Here is a 13,871-nt window from a genome sequence, read left to right as displayed (position 1 = left end):
GGCGCGCATGCGGCGCACGCCCGCCAGCACGACGCCGGCCGCGGCCGCCAGCAGGGCCGGGCCGAGGGGGCTGACGGGGCGGCGGCCGCCGCTGATCGGGGAGATGCGGGTCTGCTTCGTGCTCATGGCGTCAGGGTACGCGCCGGCCCAGCGACGGGCCCCGGAGGAGCCCCCGCCGCACCCCCGCACGGGCCCGCACCCGCCCCGGGTGGGCGAGGCGGCCGACGTCGTGCCAGGATCGACCCCTCCCCTGCCCGCCCCGTCCCGAGGTGCCCCGTGTCCGCCCTTCGCCGCTGGAGCGCACTGACCGTGCTCGTCCTGCCCGTGCTGCTGATCTCCATCGACATGTCCGTGCTCGGCATCGCCGTGCCCGCCCTCTCCGCGGACCTGGACCCCACCTCGGGCCAGCTGCTGTGGATCATCGACCTCTACTCGTTCCTGCTCGCGGGCCTGCTGATCTTCATGGGCTCCCTGGGCGACCGGATCGGGCGTCGGCGGATCCTGCTGATCGGCGCGCCGCTCTTCGGGGCCGCGTCCCTCGCGGCGGCCTTCGCCTCCTCGGCGGAGATGCTCATCGCCGCCCGCGCGCTGCTCGGCGTGGGCGGGGCCACCCTGATGCCCTCCACGCTGGGGCTGATCCGCACGATCTTCCCGGACCGCGCGGAGCGCCGCACGGCCATCGCGGTGTGGGCCATGGCGTTCTCGGGCGGCGCGGCCCTGGGCCCCGTGGTGGGCGGGATCCTGCTCGAGCGGTTCTGGTGGGGCTCGGTGTTCCTGATGAACGTGCCCGTCATGGCGGTCTTCCTGCTGGTCGCCCCGTTCCTGCTCCCCGAGTCCCGGGACCCGTCGCCCGGCCCGTTCGACCCGCTCTCCTCCGTGCTGTCCATCGCGGGCATCGTGGGGCTGGTCTACGCGCTGAAGACCGCCGCGAAGTCCCCGGACTGGACGGCCCTGGCCGGCCTGGTGGTCGGCGCCACGGCCCTGGCCTGGTTCATCGCCCGCCAGCGGCGGCTGGCCCACCCGATGATCGACGTCGCCCTGTTCCGCAACGTCGCCTTCACGTCCGCGGTGTCCGTCAACGTGATCTCCGTGTTCGCGTTCATGGGCCTGATGTTCTTCCTGCCGCAGTTCCTCATGCTGGTCCAGGGCATGGGCCCGGCCGAGGCGGGCCTGTGGATGCTGCCGCTGGCGGCCGCCGCCGTCGTCGGGACGCTGCTGGCCCCGCTGCTGGCGCGCGTGGTGGCGGTGCGCACGGTGATCCTGACGGGTCTGGCCCTGGTGATCGCCGGGTTCGCGGCGGGCACGCGGCTCGACGGCGCCGCCCCCCTACTCGCGTTCGTGGTGCTCTCGTGCCTGTTCGGCGTGGGCGTGGGCCTGGCCGAGACCCTCACCAACGACGTGATCCTCACCGCCGCCCCGCCCGAGCGGGCCGGCGCGGCCGCCGCGATCTCGGAGACCGGCTACGAGTTCGGCGGGGCGATGGGCACCGCCGTCCTCGGCACCGCCGGCATGGCCGTCTACGCCGCCCGCGTGCAGGAGGCGGCAGGGCTGCCGGGCCTGGGCGCGGCCGACGCCGAGGCCGCCGCGCAGACGCTCGCCGCCGCCCACCGGATCGGGGAGGGCCTGCCCGACGGCGGCGCACGGCTGGTCGAGGTCGCGAACGGCGCGTTCACGGCCGGCATGGACCTCGTGGCCGGGATCGGCATCGGCGTGGCCGCCGTGACGCTCCTCCTCGCGTGGCGCGGGCTGCGCTCCGAGGCCCGGGTGGAGCGCGCGGTGGAGGACTGACGGGGGCGCCGTCGTCGTCTCACCCCAGACCACCGGATCGACGGTTTCGGTCCGGATCGACGGGCGTTCCGTCGGTCTGAGCCGAAACCGTCGATCCTGCCGGACGCAGCGGCAGGGCGGGGGCGCCGGCGGAGAGCCGTCGCACGGTTGTCCACAGCCTCCGCCTCGGCGCCGCCGCCCGGGCCACGCTGAGGGCATGGACGACGCCCCGGACCCCCGCCTCGCACCCCTCCGCCACGACGGGCACCTGCTGCCCGGGCACGGTCCGCTCCTGCGCGCCGCGCCCGGAGCGCCGACCCGCGCGAGGAAGGCGCTGGCCCGGCTGTGGGCGCAGGGGGTCCTCGTCCGGCTGGGCGCGGGCCTGTACGTCCCGCTCGCGCACTGGTGCGCGCTGGCCCCGTGGGACCGGTACACCCTGGCCTGCGCCGGCTACGCGCTGCTCCACCCCGCCGCTCGCTTCACGGGCACGACGGCGGCCCACCTGCACGGTCTGCCGCTGGCGCAGACGCCCCCGGAGATCCGGCTCCGCTCCCCCGCCCCGGGGCACCGGGCTCGTCGACCATTGGCGGCCTCCGCGTTCTCGGACCTCGCCGACGCCCGGGGGCGCCGGCTCCCGGCTCCGCCCGCCGTGCGGTGGACCTGGAACGGCGTGCAGGCGCCGGTCGACGACGGCGGCGAGCTGCGACGTCGTCGCCCCGCCTCCGGCGGGCCCGAGGGCGAGGCACGGCCGCCGGCCCCGCTGCCGCCCGTCACGGTCGAGGCGGCGCTGAGCGACGGCACGCTCCTGGGCCCCGTCACCGTGGACGCGCTGCCCACGGTGCAGCTCGCCCTCGGATCCGGACCCGTGTTCCGGGAGGCCGTGGTCCCGCTGGACGGGCTGCGTCGGCGGCTCCCCGGGCCGTCCGCCGCGTGGGCCGAGCAGCACGCGGACCGGCTCCCCACGCGGGCCGCCCGGGAGCGGTTCGAGCGGGCGTGGGGCTTCTCGGACCCCCGGGCGGAGTCGGCCGGCGAGTCCCTCTCGCGCGCGCTCATCCACGAGCTCGGCTTCGCCGCGCCGCGCCTGCAGCGCACGGTGTTCGGCCGGGACGGGCGGGCGATCGGCCGGACGGACTTCTGGTGGGAGGAGGTGGACGTGGTGGGCGAGTTCGACGGGATCGGCAAGTACGACGTGGACCTCCACGCCTCCGCGGCCGAGCGGCGGCAGGCGATCACGCGGGAGAAGGAGCGGGAGGTCGCCCTGCGGCGGGTCTGCCGCGACGTCGCCCGCTGGACATGGGCCGACCTGCGGGAGCCGGCCGGGCTCGAGGCCGAGCTGGTGCGCGCCGGGGTGCCTCGGCGGAGGTGAGCGGCCGACGTCGGCCCTCCCCTCCGGCATCCACGCCCGCCGCGCCCTGACGGGATCGACGGTTTCGGCCCGGATCGACGGGCGTTCCGTCGATCCCAGCCGAAACCGTCGATCCTGCAGGAAGGAGACAGGCGGGAGGACACCAGCGCGCCCCGAGTAGACTGGACCGGCAAGCACGCGGAGCGCCCCGGACCGGGGCGTGAGACGGCACCGGCCCCGTCATGCTCCGCGGCATCGTCCCGCACTCAGGAGCGCGTTCATGCCCATCATCGTCGTCGACGTCATGCCCAAGCCCGAGATCCTGGACCCCCAGGGCAAGGCGATCAACGGGGCCCTGCCCCGCCTCGGCTTCACCGAGTTCAGCCAGGTCCGCCAGGGCAAGCGCTTCGAGCTCACCGTGGAGGGCGAGGTCACCGACGCCGTCCTCGACCAGGCCCGCCGGGCCGCCGAGGAGATGCTGTCCAACCCCGTCATCGAGGACGTCGTGAATGTGGCCGTCCTGGACGAGGCCGAGGGCGCCCGATGACCGAGCTCCCCCTCATCGGCGACTACTCGACGCCGACGACGCCGCTCAGCGGCGCGCGCATCGGCGTCATCACCTTCCCCGGCACCCTGGACGACGTGGACGCGCTGCGCGCCGTCCGCCTCACCGGCGCCGAGCCCGTCTCCCTGTGGCACGCCGACGCGGACCCGCAGCGGACGCTCGCCGGCGTGGACGCCGTCGTGATCCCGGGCGGCTTCTCCTACGGCGACTACCTGCGCGCCGGCGCGATCGCGCGCTTCGCCCCCATGATGGACGCGGTGGCGACGGCGGCCGGCGGCCCCGAGGGCGACGCGGACGGCCTGCCGGTGCTCGGCATCTGCAACGGCTTCCAGATCCTCACCGAGTCGCACCTGCTGCCGGGCTCGATGATCAAGAACGACCACCTGCACTTCATCTGTCGCGACCAGGAGCTGGTCGTGGAGAACACGGACACCGTGTGGACCCGCGACTTCGAGCAGGGTCAGACCATCACCGTGCCCCTGAAGAACCAGGACGGCCAGTACGTGGCGGACGAGAAGACCCTCGACGCCCTCGAGGCCGAGGGCCGCGTGGTGTTCCGCTATCAGGGCTGGAACCCGAACGGCTCGCGTCGGGACATCGCGGGCATCGCGAACCCGGCCGGCAACGTCGTCGGCCTGATGCCGCACCCGGAGCACGCCGTGGAGCCGGGCTTCGGCCCGGACACCGCCGCCGGCCCCCGCTCCGGCGTGGACGGCCTCGGCTTCTTCACCTCCGTCCTGACCACCCTCGCCAGCCGTGGAGGCCATGCATGAGCCAGCAGTTCAACATCGAGACGGTCGCGGACGCCCAGGCGACGCCGGACGTCGAGCAGCCCTGGGCCGAGCTGGGCCTGAAGGAGAACGAGTACGCCGAGATCAAGAAGATCCTCGGCCGCCGCCCCACCGCGGCCGAGCTGGCCATGTACTCGGTCATGTGGTCCGAGCACTGCTCGTACAAGTCCTCGAAGGTGCACCTGCGCCAGTTCGGCGAGAAGCTCACCGACGAGATGAAGCAGCACATGATGGTGGGCATCGGCGAGAACGCCGGTGTGACCGACCTCGGTGACGGCTGGGCCGTGACGTTCAAGGTCGAGTCCCACAACTCGCCCTCCTACGTGGAGCCCTATCAGGGCGCGGCCACGGGGATCGGCGGCATCGTGCGCGACATCATCTCCATGGGCGCCCGCCCGGTGGCTGTGATGGACCCGCTGCGCTTCGGCGCGATCGACCACCCGGACACCGCCCGCGTGTTCCACGGCGTGGTGGCCGGCATCGGCGGCTACGGCAACTCCCTGGGCCTGCCGAACATCGGCGGCGAGACCCGCTTCGACCCGATCTACCAGGGCAACCCGCTCGTCAACGCCCTCGCCGTGGGCGTGCTCAAGCACGAGGACCTGCGCCTGGCCAACGCCTCCGGCGTGGGCAACAAGGTGGTCCTGTTCGGCGCCCGCACCGGCGGTGACGGCATCGGCGGCGCCTCCGTGCTGGCCTCCGAGTCCTTCGACGGCGACGGCAAGCCCGCCAAGCGCCCCTCGGTGCAGGTCGGCGACCCCTTCTCCGAAAAGGTGCTCATCGAGTGCTGCCTCGAGCTGTTCCGCGACTCCCTCGTCGAGGGCATCCAGGACCTCGGCGCCGCCGGCATCTCCTGCGCCACCTCCGAGCTCGCCTCCAACGGCGAGGGCGGCATGCGCGTGGAGCTCACCGACGTGCTGCTGCGCGACTCCACGCTGACCCCGGGCGAGATCCTCATGTCCGAGTCGCAGGAGCGCATGATGGCCGTGGTGACCCCGGACAACGTGGCCGCGTTCGAGGCCGTCATGGCCAAGTGGGACGTCGAGTACTCCTGGCTGGGCGAGGTCACGGGCGACGGCCGCCTCGTCATCACCTGGGACGGCGAGGTCATCGTCGACGTCGACCCGCGCACCGTGGCCCACGACGGCCCGGTCTACGAGCGCCCGTACGCCCGCCCCGAGTGGCAGGACCGCGTCCAGGCGGACACGTTCCGCTCCTCCGAGGCCGGGGCCGACCTGCCGGCCACGGGCGAGGAGCTGCGCGCCGCCGTCGTGGAGCTGATGAGCTCCCCGAACCTCGCGGACACCTCCTGGATCACCCGCCAGTACGACCGCTACGTGCGCGGCAACACCGCCATGGCCGCCCCGGACGACGCCGGCGTGGTGCGCGTGGACGAGGAGACCGGCATGGGCGTGGCCCTGGCCACGGACTGCAACGACCGGTTCACCTACCTGGACCCGTACACGGGCGCCCAGGCCTCCCTGGCCGAGGCGTACCGCAACGTCACCACCGCGGGCGCCGTGCCGCTGGCCGTCTCCGACTGCCTGAACTTCGGCTCCCCCGAGGACCCGGACGTGATGTGGCAGTTCGCCGAGGCCGTGCGCGGCCTCGCCGACGGCTGCCAGGTCCTGGGCATCCCGGTGACCGGCGGCAACGTCTCCCTGTACAACCAGACCGGCGCCACCCCGATCCACCCCACCCCCACGGTGGCGGTGCTGGGCCAGCTGGACGACGTGCTGCGCCGCACCCCCTCCGGCTTCGCCCCGGACGCGGACGGCCAGGCGATCTACCTGCTGGGCGAGACCGCGGACGAGCTGGACGGCTCCGAGTTCGCGCGTCTGCGCGGCCACCTCGGCGGCGTGCCCCCGAAGGTGGACCTGGCCAAGGAGCGCCTGCTCGGCGAGCTGCTGGTGAACATGTCCCGCGACGGCATGATCGACGCCGCGCACGACGTCTCGGGCGGCGGCCTCGCGGCCACCCTGTCCGAGATGGTGCTGCGCCACGGCGTGGGCGCCCGCGTGGTGCTGGACGAGGTGCTGCGCCGCGACGGCGTGGACCTGTTCACCGCCCTGTTCTCGGAGACGCAGGCCCGCGCCGTCGTGGCCGTGCCGCGCACCGAGGAGGTCCGCTTCACGGACATGACCACGGCCCGCGGCTACACCGTCACGCGGATCGGCGTGGTGGACGCGGACTCCGCGGCGCTCGAGGTCCAGGACGCCTTCACCCTGCCGATCGCGGAGCTGCGCGAGGGCTGGGAGGCCACCCTGCCGAAGCACTTCGGCTGAGCCTGGGGCGCGGGGCGGTAGTACGGCGGCCCGCGCCCCTGGAAGCACGACGTCGGCCCGTCCGGTCTTCCGGGCGGGCCGGCTTCGTGCTGGGACGAAGCGGCGAAAATTTCTTCGCATCGAGTGCAACCTTTCGAACGTGACGCCGGTAGTACAGGTGTGAGCACGAAGGATGCCCACGCCTCACGGCCCATCCGGGCACTCTGAAAGGACGACACCATGCGCAAGACCCTCCCCACCGCCGTCACCGCCGCCATCGGCCTGGCCCTCGTGGCCCCGCTCGCCGCCGCCGCCCAGGAGGGCGACACGGCAACGCTGTCCGTCCTCCACGGGGTCCCGGACCTGACCGTGGACGTGTATGTGGACGGCGAGCTCACCCTCGACGACTTCACCCCGGGCTCCCTGGCCGGCCCGCTCGAGCTGCCCGCGGGTGATTACGAGGTGGCCATCACCGCCGGTGATGCCGAGGACGACTCCGCGCCCGTGCTCGGCCCGGTGGACCTCACCCTGGCCGGTGGCGGCGACTACACGGCCGCCGCCCATCTCGACGCCCAGGGCGCCCCCACCGTGACCGCGTTCGAGAACGACACCACTCCGGTCGCTGCGGGGGAGGGCCGTCTCACCGTGCGTCACATCGCCGCCGCCCCGGCCGTGGACGTGTGGGCCGACGGCGCCGTGGCCGTCCCCGGCCTGGCGAACCCGGACGAGGCGGCCCTGGAGCTGCCCGCCGCCACCCTCGAGGCCGCCGTCTCGGTGGCCGGGACGACCGACCCGGTCATCGGCCCCGCCGACGTCGAGGTCGCCGAGGGCGTCAACACGGTCGTGTACGCCTGGGGCTCCGCCGCCGACGAGACGCTGGCCCTGGCCACGCAGACCGTGGAGGGCCTGCAGTCCGCTCCGGAGAACGTGCATGCGGGCATGGCTCCGGCCGCCCAGGACGACACCGCGCTGTACGCCGGGGCCGGCGTCGCCGCCCTGGCGCTCCTGGCGGGCGGGGCGATGGCCGTCCGTCGCAAGGCCGCCGTCCGTGCCTGATCGGCTCTCCGCCGCCACCCGGCGTACCACGGCCAGGGCAACGGCCGCCGTCGCCCTGGCCGTGGGCCTCGCCGCGGTGACGACGGGCTGCACCGCCCCCGGCGCCGCCATCTTGGCCGAGTCGGCCGGTCCGTCCGCCACCTCCCGCCCGTCCGACGCCGCCACCGCGGTCTCGGACGAGGGGGAGGTCGGGGCGCGCGACGTCTCAGGGCGGAGACCGGTGCCCGTCCGCCAGGCCACGCCGCGCCCCGTCCAGGCGCCGATTCCTCCCACGCGCTTGAACTACCCCGCGCTCGGCGTGGACATGGCCGTGGAGTCTGTGGGCATGGCCGACGGCGGAGAGATGCAGATCCCCGACGACGCCGACGTGGCCGGGTGGTACCGGTTCGGGTCCGTCCCGGACCGCGGCGTCGGCAGCACCCTGCTGGCCGCCCACGTCAACACGGTCCACCAGGACCGCGGCGCCCTGTACCACCTGGACGAGGCCCGCATCGGCGACGAGCTGCAGGTGGTGGACGCCGCCGGGACAGCACACCCCTACCGCGTGGCGCGGGTGGAGCACCTGCAGAAGGCCACCCTCGACTGGCTGCCGTACGTGACCCGCCAGGGGCCCGAGCAGCTGGTGCTCGTCACCTGCGGCGGCGAGTGGATCGAGGAGCTCGGCGCCTACGACGAAAACGTCGTCGTGGTGGCCCTGCCCGCGGACTGACCGCTACTGTGGTCCGCACGGCACACCGGAGGAGGACGATGTGAGCACCGACCTCTCCGAACTGGCGCACCGGTTCGCCGCCGGCCACGCCGACGCGATGGCGGACGTCTACGCCGAGCACGCCCGCATGGTGTTCTCCCTGTGCATGGTGGGCCTGCGCCACCGTGAGGATGCGGAGGACGCGGCCCAGCAGGTGTTCACGCGGGCGTGGCGCTCCCGTGACACCTACGACCCGCGCCGACCCCTGGGCGCCTGGCTGACGGGGATCACCCGGCGCGTCATCGCCGACGAGCACGCCGCCCGGGGGCGGGAACGGGACCGCGCGGCCGCGGAGGCGGTCCGTGGTGGCGGAGTCCGCGCGGCGTTGACCCCGGTGAGCGACGAGGTCGTGGACAGGATCGTCGTCCACGACGCCCTGGACCGGCTCGGTCCACCCCAGGACGAGATCCTCCGGCTGGCCTTCCACAAAGACCTGCCGCAGAAGGAGATCGCGGAGCGGATGCAGATGCCGCTCGGCACGGTGAAGTCACACATCCATCGAGGCCTCGCGGCGCTGCGGGTCACGATGACCCGGACCGAGGAGGTGCACGATGCCTGACATGGACTCCGCGCGCGGCGCGCTCTCCGACGACGCCTTCGACGCCCTGGTGTCCGCGCTCGCCGAGGGCGGTGCGCGCCCCGAGGATCTGGACGAGGCCCTGCACGCCCGCGGGGTCACCTCCCTCACACTGCGCGAGCGCGCCGACCTGCGGGACACGCTGCGGGTGATCGAGGCCCTGCGCGCCGAACCGCTGCTGGTGGAGCCTCCGCACGGACTGTGGGAGAAGGTGGCCGCCGCGATCGAGGCGGAGGGGGATCTTGCCGCCACTCCTGCGACCGTCGCCGACCTCGACGCCCACCGGAGCCGTCGCCGGGGCGGAGCCGGAGCCCGGTGGTGGGTGCCGGCCGCCGCGGCGGTCGCGGGCCTGCTGGTGGGCGGGGGCGCCGTCTGGCTGAACCTCCAACCTTCCGAGGCGCCTGAGACGGGACCGGTCGCTGAACCCCAGGTCATCGGCGACGCCGAGATGGACCCCGTCGCCGCCACGGGCACCACGGCCAGCGCCAAGATGACCCGCGAGCCGGACGGCTCCCTCGAGCTCACGGTGGACGTGCCCGAGGTGCCGGACGCGGCGGCAGGCTACTACGAGGTGTGGCTGCGCGACGCCGACGCCAGCCGGCTCATCTCCCTGGGCACGATCTCATCCACCTCCACGACGCTGCGCGTCCCCGAGGGCATCGACTTCTCCCGCTACCCGGTGGTGGACGTCTCCCACGAGCACTTCGACGGTGACCCCACCCACTCCGGCACCACGCTGTGGGCCGGCGCCATGACCGAGCGCTCCTGACGGGCCGAGGATCGCCGGAAGCACCCCGGCCCGCGCCCGGTCAACGCCGACCGCCGCCCGGAACGACCCGGTCGCGCACCTCGCACGTTGACTCGGCGCCCGTGGGTGACGAAAGTGTCTCGAGAACAGCGCGAACGCGCGCCGCACGGCCCGCACAACGCGGCCGCCGCGGTCACCGTCACACAAAGGAGACAACACCATGCGCCTCATCACCCTGGGCCTCGGCGCCGCACTCGGCTACCTCCTCGGCTCCGCCGAGGGCCGCCGCAACCTCGAGAAGATGTCCCAGAACGCCCAGAAGTTCTGGAACGACCCGAAGACCCAGCAGAAGGTCGGCAACCTGCAGGAGACCGCGCAGCAGAAGTTCGCTGACGTGAAGAACTCCGAGCAGGTCCAGAAGGCCACGGCGAAGGTGGAGGACACCATGAACAAGAACGGCTCCAAGGACCAGGTCCGCGACGACCGCGTGACCGAGTCCAACAACGAGAACACCACCACCGCCTCCGCGCACGGCGCCGACCCGGACATCGTGTCGGACCCGTCCACCCCCCTGGGCGACGAGGGCCCGCAGACCCGCTGACCCTCCCCGCACGCACCGCGGCCCGCCTCCCCTTCACCGGGGGGGCGGGCCGCCGTCGTCGTGGGGGGCTCAGCCGTCGGTCGGCGGGACCGGCTCGGCCGGGGCGGCACCCGGTGCGGTGCCGTCCTGCGGGGCGCCGCCCGGAGGCACGGCGCCCGGGGCGCCCTGGCCCTGCTGCTGCGGGAGCACCTCGTCGGACGGCGGGGCCTGCAGCGGCTCCACGTCGCCCATCTCGGAGACCGTCACCACGGCCTTCGTGCCCGCGGACTCGGTCTCCACGGTGAGCAGGCGGCCGTCCTCCTCGGACACGGTGAACGCGGTCATCGCGACGCCGTCGTCCGCCACCGAGAGCGGCTCGTCCAGGACGTAGCGCACCGCGTCCTGGCCGCTGCGGCGGATGCCGTCCGCGTCCACGGCCACGTCCTCCAGGCCGCCCGACTCGGGCAGCGAGCCCAGCAGGGAGGACACCATGGCGCCCATCCCCGTGGCCCGCGGGTCGCCCGTGTGCGGGGCGGCGGTCCAGCGCTCCACGTAGGCGGGGCGGTCCTCGCCGCTCGCGCCGCGGCGCTCCACCGTGAACCGCGAGTACGCGGTGCCGTCCACCACGCGGGACTCGTCCCGGGTGATGAGGTCCCCGTCCTCGTACGTGCTCACGTACCGCATGGACGAGCCGTCCACGGGGCCGGAGAGGTCCACGGACTCGGGCGTGCGGTTGCCGGCCTGCGGGGCGTCGGAGCGCAGCTCGGTGACCATGCGCACCGAGTCCGTCTCCTCGAGCTGGGTGCGGGCGCGGTCCCACGCGGCCGACGCGTCCTCGCCGGAGGCCCCGCAGCCGGTGAGCACCAGCGCCGCGGCGGCGCCGAGGGCGGCCAGGGGCAGGCCGCGGCGGGCGCGGCCGGTCGGGTTCTGGCGGGGCATCACTCGGCCACCTCCTCCGGCGCCTCGGCCGGGTCGATCTCGTTCCAGTCGCTCAGGGCGTACTGGCGCAGGGCGCGGCCGTCGTCCACGGTGAGGGCCAGCAGGCCGCCGTCGTCGTCCACCGTGAAGGAGTGCAGCAGCGTGGAGTCGCCCTGGCCCATCGCGGCCGCGGCCACCTCCTGGGGCACCGCGTAGCGGTGGGCGGTCTCGCCGGCCCAGCCGACCTCCTCGGCGCGGACCTCGGCGCCCTCGAGGGCGTCGGCGGACGGCAGGCCGATCTGCTCCAGCAGCTCCTTCAGGGGCCGCTCCTGCTCCTGCCCGGCGGGCGTGCGGTGCCACTGCGGATCCGCGTACGCCAGCTGGACGTCGTCCGCGAAGTCGGCGCCGTCAATGCTGACCCGCACGTAGGAGTCCTCCCCCACGGTGCGGGTCTCCATGGTCATGTGGGACTCGTGACCCGCCTGGATCACGCCCTTCGCGTCGCCGTTGGAGCCGTCGAGCCGGCCCGCGATATCCCAGCGGACGGTGTTCGGGCCCTGACGGCCGGTGGTGTGGGCGGTCTCGAGGCGCACGGTCTGGGCCTCGTCCAGCTGGGTGCGGGCCTGCTGCCAGGCCTCGCCCGCGGACTGCGGCTCCGCGGCGCACCCGGCCAGGGCCAGGACGCCCGCGGCGCCGAGCCCGACCGCGCGGACGGCACGTCTGCGCTGCATGTTCTCCTCCTGGGGCTGCCGGCCGCGGCAGGACGCCGCGGCCACTGCCGGTCACCCTACCGAGCCGAGCTGGGCATGCCCGACCGCGGGCCGCCGTCGTCAGCCCCGGCGGCGCAGGGCGAAGGACGCGCCGTGGTGGCCCTCCGGCAGGTGGTCGCCGCGGCTGAAGAGCTTGTGGCGCAGAGTGCCGTCCGTGTACGCGGTCTTGTAGCGACCGAGCTTCTGCAGCTCCGGGACCACGAACTCCACGACGTCCTCGAAGGTGCCCGGGGTGATGTGGTAGGCGAGGTTGTAGCCGTCCACGTCGGTCTCGTCGGCCCACTCGACGAGCTGGCGGGCCGCGGACTCGCCGCCGCCCACGATCACGGGGCCGAAGCCGCCGATGCCCACCCACTCGGCGAGCTTGCGCACGGTCCACTCCTCGTCCGTGCCGGAGGCCTTCTGGAAGGTCTCCACGGCGGACTGGATGGCGTTCGACTTCACGTCCCCGATCGGCTCGTCCAGGTCGTACTGGGACAGGTCGATGCCCATCCAGCCGGACATGAGCACGAGGCCGCCCAGCGGGTCCACGTACTGCGCCAGGTCGTCGTACTTGGCCCGCGCGTCCTCGTCGGTGGCCCCGGTGACGATCGTCTGCATCGCGAAGATCTTGACGTCGTACGGGTCACGGCCGGCGTCCACCAGGGCCTGGCGGATCTTCTTCACGGTGGCGGCCGTCAGCTCCTTCGTGGGGGAGTTGATGAACACGGCCTCGGCGTGCTTGCCGGCGAAGGCGCGGCCGCGCGTCGAGGCGCCGGCCTGGTAGATCACGGGGGTGCGCTGCGGGGACGGCTCGGTGACGGCGGCGCCGGGGACCTTGAAGTACCGGCCCTCGTGGCGGATGTCATGGACCTTCGCCGGGTCCGCGAAGACGCCGGTCTCCTTGTCGTAGCGGACGGCGTCGTCCTCCCACGAGCCCTCGAGCAGCTTGTAGACGACGTCGAGGTACTCGTCCGCGTGCTCGTAGCGCTCGTCGTGCTCCATCTGGTCGTCCTGGCCCATGTTCTGCGCGGCCGAGGGCAGGTAGCCGGTCACCACGTTCCAGCCGACGCGGCCGCCCGTGAGGTGGTCGAGCGTGGCCAGGCGGCGGGCGAACGGGTACGGGTGCTCGTATGCGGTGCCGGCCGTGACGCCGAAGCCCAGGTGCCCGGTGACGGCGGCCATCGCGGAGACCAGGAGGAACGGGTCGTTGACCGGGGTCTGGGCGCCCGAGCGGATCGCCGCCTCCGCGGTGCCGCCGTAGACCGAGTAGGGGCCGAGGACGTCGGCGATGAACAGTCCGTCGAACAGGCCCTTCTCGAGCGTCTGCGCCAGGTGCGTCCAGTAGCCGAGGGTGTTGTAGTCCCGGGCGCGGTCCTCCGGGTGACGCCACAGGCCCGGCGACTGGTGGGCCACGCAGTTCATGTCGAACGCGTTGAACAGCAGCTCGCGGCCCGCGCGGGAGGCGGGGGACGTGAAGGTGGCGGCGGATGTGGAGGTGGTGGCGTCCTGCTCGGGGCGGGCGGCGGGGTGCTCTGCCATGGGTGGCTCCTGACGTTCGAGGGGGAAGGGTCCTGGCCCCCAGTCCATCCCCGCGGCCGGACGCGGGCCGAATCCCCGACCGGGTGCGTCCTCGGCGACGTCACACCCGGCCGAGCCGGCACCGCCGGGGGCGACCGGCCGCTGTCGTGTGACGCCGTGTTGCCGGCCCGCGTGCGGGGGCGCGTTTCGGGTGACTTGTCGGAGGTCAGAGGGCTCAGGAC

At 73.9% G+C, this 13,871-nt stretch carries 13 protein-coding genes; 10 read left to right on the top strand and 3 right to left on the bottom strand.

The features are described 5' to 3' along the window. Positions 1–276: 276 nt before the first annotated feature. The 10 genes from NWP10_RS06460 to NWP10_RS06415 all read left to right on the top strand — a co-directional run bounded on the left by NWP10_RS06460 (position 277) and on the right by NWP10_RS06415 (position 10,462). Positions 277–1,788 (top strand): MFS transporter, encoded by a 1,512-nt coding sequence (locus NWP10_RS06460; RefSeq protein ID WP_258300279.1) that lies wholly within the window; start codon positions 277–279, stop codon positions 1,786–1,788. Between the two features lie 196 nt (positions 1,789–1,984). Beyond that, positions 1,985–3,133: a hypothetical protein gene (locus NWP10_RS06455; protein ID WP_258300278.1), complete on the top strand. Its 1,149-nt coding sequence runs from the start codon at positions 1,985–1,987 to the stop codon at positions 3,131–3,133. A 259-nt stretch (positions 3,134–3,392) separates the two neighbouring features. After that, a complete protein-coding gene (purS, locus tag NWP10_RS06450) occupies positions 3,393–3,659 on the top strand; it encodes a phosphoribosylformylglycinamidine synthase subunit PurS (RefSeq protein ID WP_017488760.1) in 267 nt (88 codons plus the stop codon). Further along, positions 3,656–4,450 carry a phosphoribosylformylglycinamidine synthase subunit PurQ gene (purQ, locus tag NWP10_RS06445; protein WP_017488761.1) on the top strand — a complete coding sequence of 265 codons (795 nt, stop codon included), beginning with the start codon at positions 3,656–3,658 and terminating at the stop codon, positions 4,448–4,450. The genes purS and purQ overlap by 4 nt, the downstream gene beginning before the upstream one ends. After that, a complete protein-coding gene (purL, locus tag NWP10_RS06440) occupies positions 4,447–6,753 on the top strand; it encodes a phosphoribosylformylglycinamidine synthase subunit PurL (RefSeq protein WP_258300277.1) in 2,307 nt (768 codons plus the stop codon). The genes purQ and purL overlap by 4 nt, the downstream gene beginning before the upstream one ends. Positions 6,754–6,972: 219 nt before the next feature. After that, positions 6,973–7,788: a DUF4397 domain-containing protein gene (locus NWP10_RS06435; protein WP_258300276.1), complete on the top strand. Its 816-nt coding sequence runs from the start codon at positions 6,973–6,975 to the stop codon at positions 7,786–7,788. Next, positions 7,781–8,497 carry a class F sortase gene (locus tag NWP10_RS06430; RefSeq protein WP_258300275.1) on the top strand — a complete coding sequence of 239 codons (717 nt, stop codon included), beginning with the start codon at positions 7,781–7,783 and terminating at the stop codon, positions 8,495–8,497. The genes NWP10_RS06435 and NWP10_RS06430 overlap by 8 nt, the downstream gene beginning before the upstream one ends. Positions 8,498–8,537: 40 nt before the next feature. After that, positions 8,538–9,095 (top strand): RNA polymerase sigma factor, encoded by a 558-nt coding sequence (locus NWP10_RS06425; RefSeq protein WP_258300274.1) that lies wholly within the window; start codon positions 8,538–8,540, stop codon positions 9,093–9,095. Beyond that, positions 9,088–9,882, top strand: coding sequence for an anti-sigma factor (locus NWP10_RS06420; protein WP_258300273.1), 795 nt, complete (start codon positions 9,088–9,090; stop codon positions 9,880–9,882). The genes NWP10_RS06425 and NWP10_RS06420 overlap by 8 nt, the downstream gene beginning before the upstream one ends. 199 nt (positions 9,883–10,081) lie before the next feature. Continuing rightward, positions 10,082–10,462: a YtxH domain-containing protein gene (locus NWP10_RS06415; protein ID WP_158493581.1), complete on the top strand. Its 381-nt coding sequence runs from the start codon at positions 10,082–10,084 to the stop codon at positions 10,460–10,462. Positions 10,463–10,531: 69 nt separating this feature from the next. Here the strand turns inward: NWP10_RS06415 and NWP10_RS06410 are convergent, their stop codons facing one another. From NWP10_RS06410 to NWP10_RS06400, 3 genes are all read right to left on the bottom strand, one after another. Continuing rightward, entirely contained in the window at positions 10,532–11,380 is an 849-nt protein-coding gene (locus NWP10_RS06410) for a hypothetical protein (RefSeq protein ID WP_258300272.1), read from the bottom strand. Next, on the bottom strand, positions 11,380–12,090 hold the full coding sequence (locus NWP10_RS06405; RefSeq protein WP_258300271.1) for a Tat (twin-arginine translocation) pathway signal sequence: 711 nt from the start codon (positions 12,088–12,090) through the stop codon (positions 11,380–11,382). Before NWP10_RS06405 ends, NWP10_RS06410 begins: the two co-directional genes overlap by 1 nt. Positions 12,091–12,189: 99 nt before the next feature. Further along, the gene (locus NWP10_RS06400; RefSeq protein WP_017489649.1) at positions 12,190–13,650 is read right to left on the bottom strand and encodes an LLM class flavin-dependent oxidoreductase; all 1,461 of its coding nucleotides are present in this window, start codon (positions 13,648–13,650) and stop codon (positions 12,190–12,192) included. Between the last annotated feature and the right edge of the window lie 221 nt (positions 13,651–13,871).

It is taken from the genome of Micrococcus sp. HG099 (assembly GCF_024723355.1).
Classification (GTDB): Bacteria; Actinomycetota; Actinomycetes; order Actinomycetales; family Micrococcaceae; genus Micrococcus; species Micrococcus endophyticus.
This window is presented reverse-complemented; position numbering and strand designations above follow the sequence as displayed.

What these genes read in the sequence shown, in the direction of transcription:
- NWP10_RS06455 (WP_258300278.1), top strand. Translation starts at nt 1,985, where the DNA reads ATGGACGACGCCCCGGACCCCCGCCTCGCACCCCTCCGCCACGACGGG.
- purS (WP_017488760.1), top strand. Translation starts at nt 3,393, where the DNA reads ATGCCCATCATCGTCGTCGACGTCATGCCCAAGCCCGAGATCCTGGAC.
- purQ (WP_017488761.1), top strand. Translation starts at nt 3,656, where the DNA reads ATGACCGAGCTCCCCCTCATCGGCGACTACTCGACGCCGACGACGCCG.
- purL (WP_258300277.1), top strand. Translation starts at nt 4,447, where the DNA reads ATGAGCCAGCAGTTCAACATCGAGACGGTCGCGGACGCCCAGGCGACG.
- NWP10_RS06435 (WP_258300276.1), top strand. Translation starts at nt 6,973, where the DNA reads ATGCGCAAGACCCTCCCCACCGCCGTCACCGCCGCCATCGGCCTGGCC.
- NWP10_RS06420 (WP_258300273.1), top strand. Translation starts at nt 9,088, where the DNA reads ATGCCTGACATGGACTCCGCGCGCGGCGCGCTCTCCGACGACGCCTTC.
- NWP10_RS06415 (WP_158493581.1), top strand. Translation starts at nt 10,082, where the DNA reads ATGCGCCTCATCACCCTGGGCCTCGGCGCCGCACTCGGCTACCTCCTC.
- NWP10_RS06410 (WP_258300272.1), bottom strand. Translation starts at nt 11,380, where the DNA reads ATGCCCCGCCAGAACCCGACCGGCCGCGCCCGCCGCGGCCTGCCCCTG.
- NWP10_RS06405 (WP_258300271.1), bottom strand. Translation starts at nt 12,090, where the DNA reads ATGCAGCGCAGACGTGCCGTCCGCGCGGTCGGGCTCGGCGCCGCGGGC.
- NWP10_RS06400 (WP_017489649.1), bottom strand. Translation starts at nt 13,650, where the DNA reads ATGGCAGAGCACCCCGCCGCCCGCCCCGAGCAGGACGCCACCACCTCC.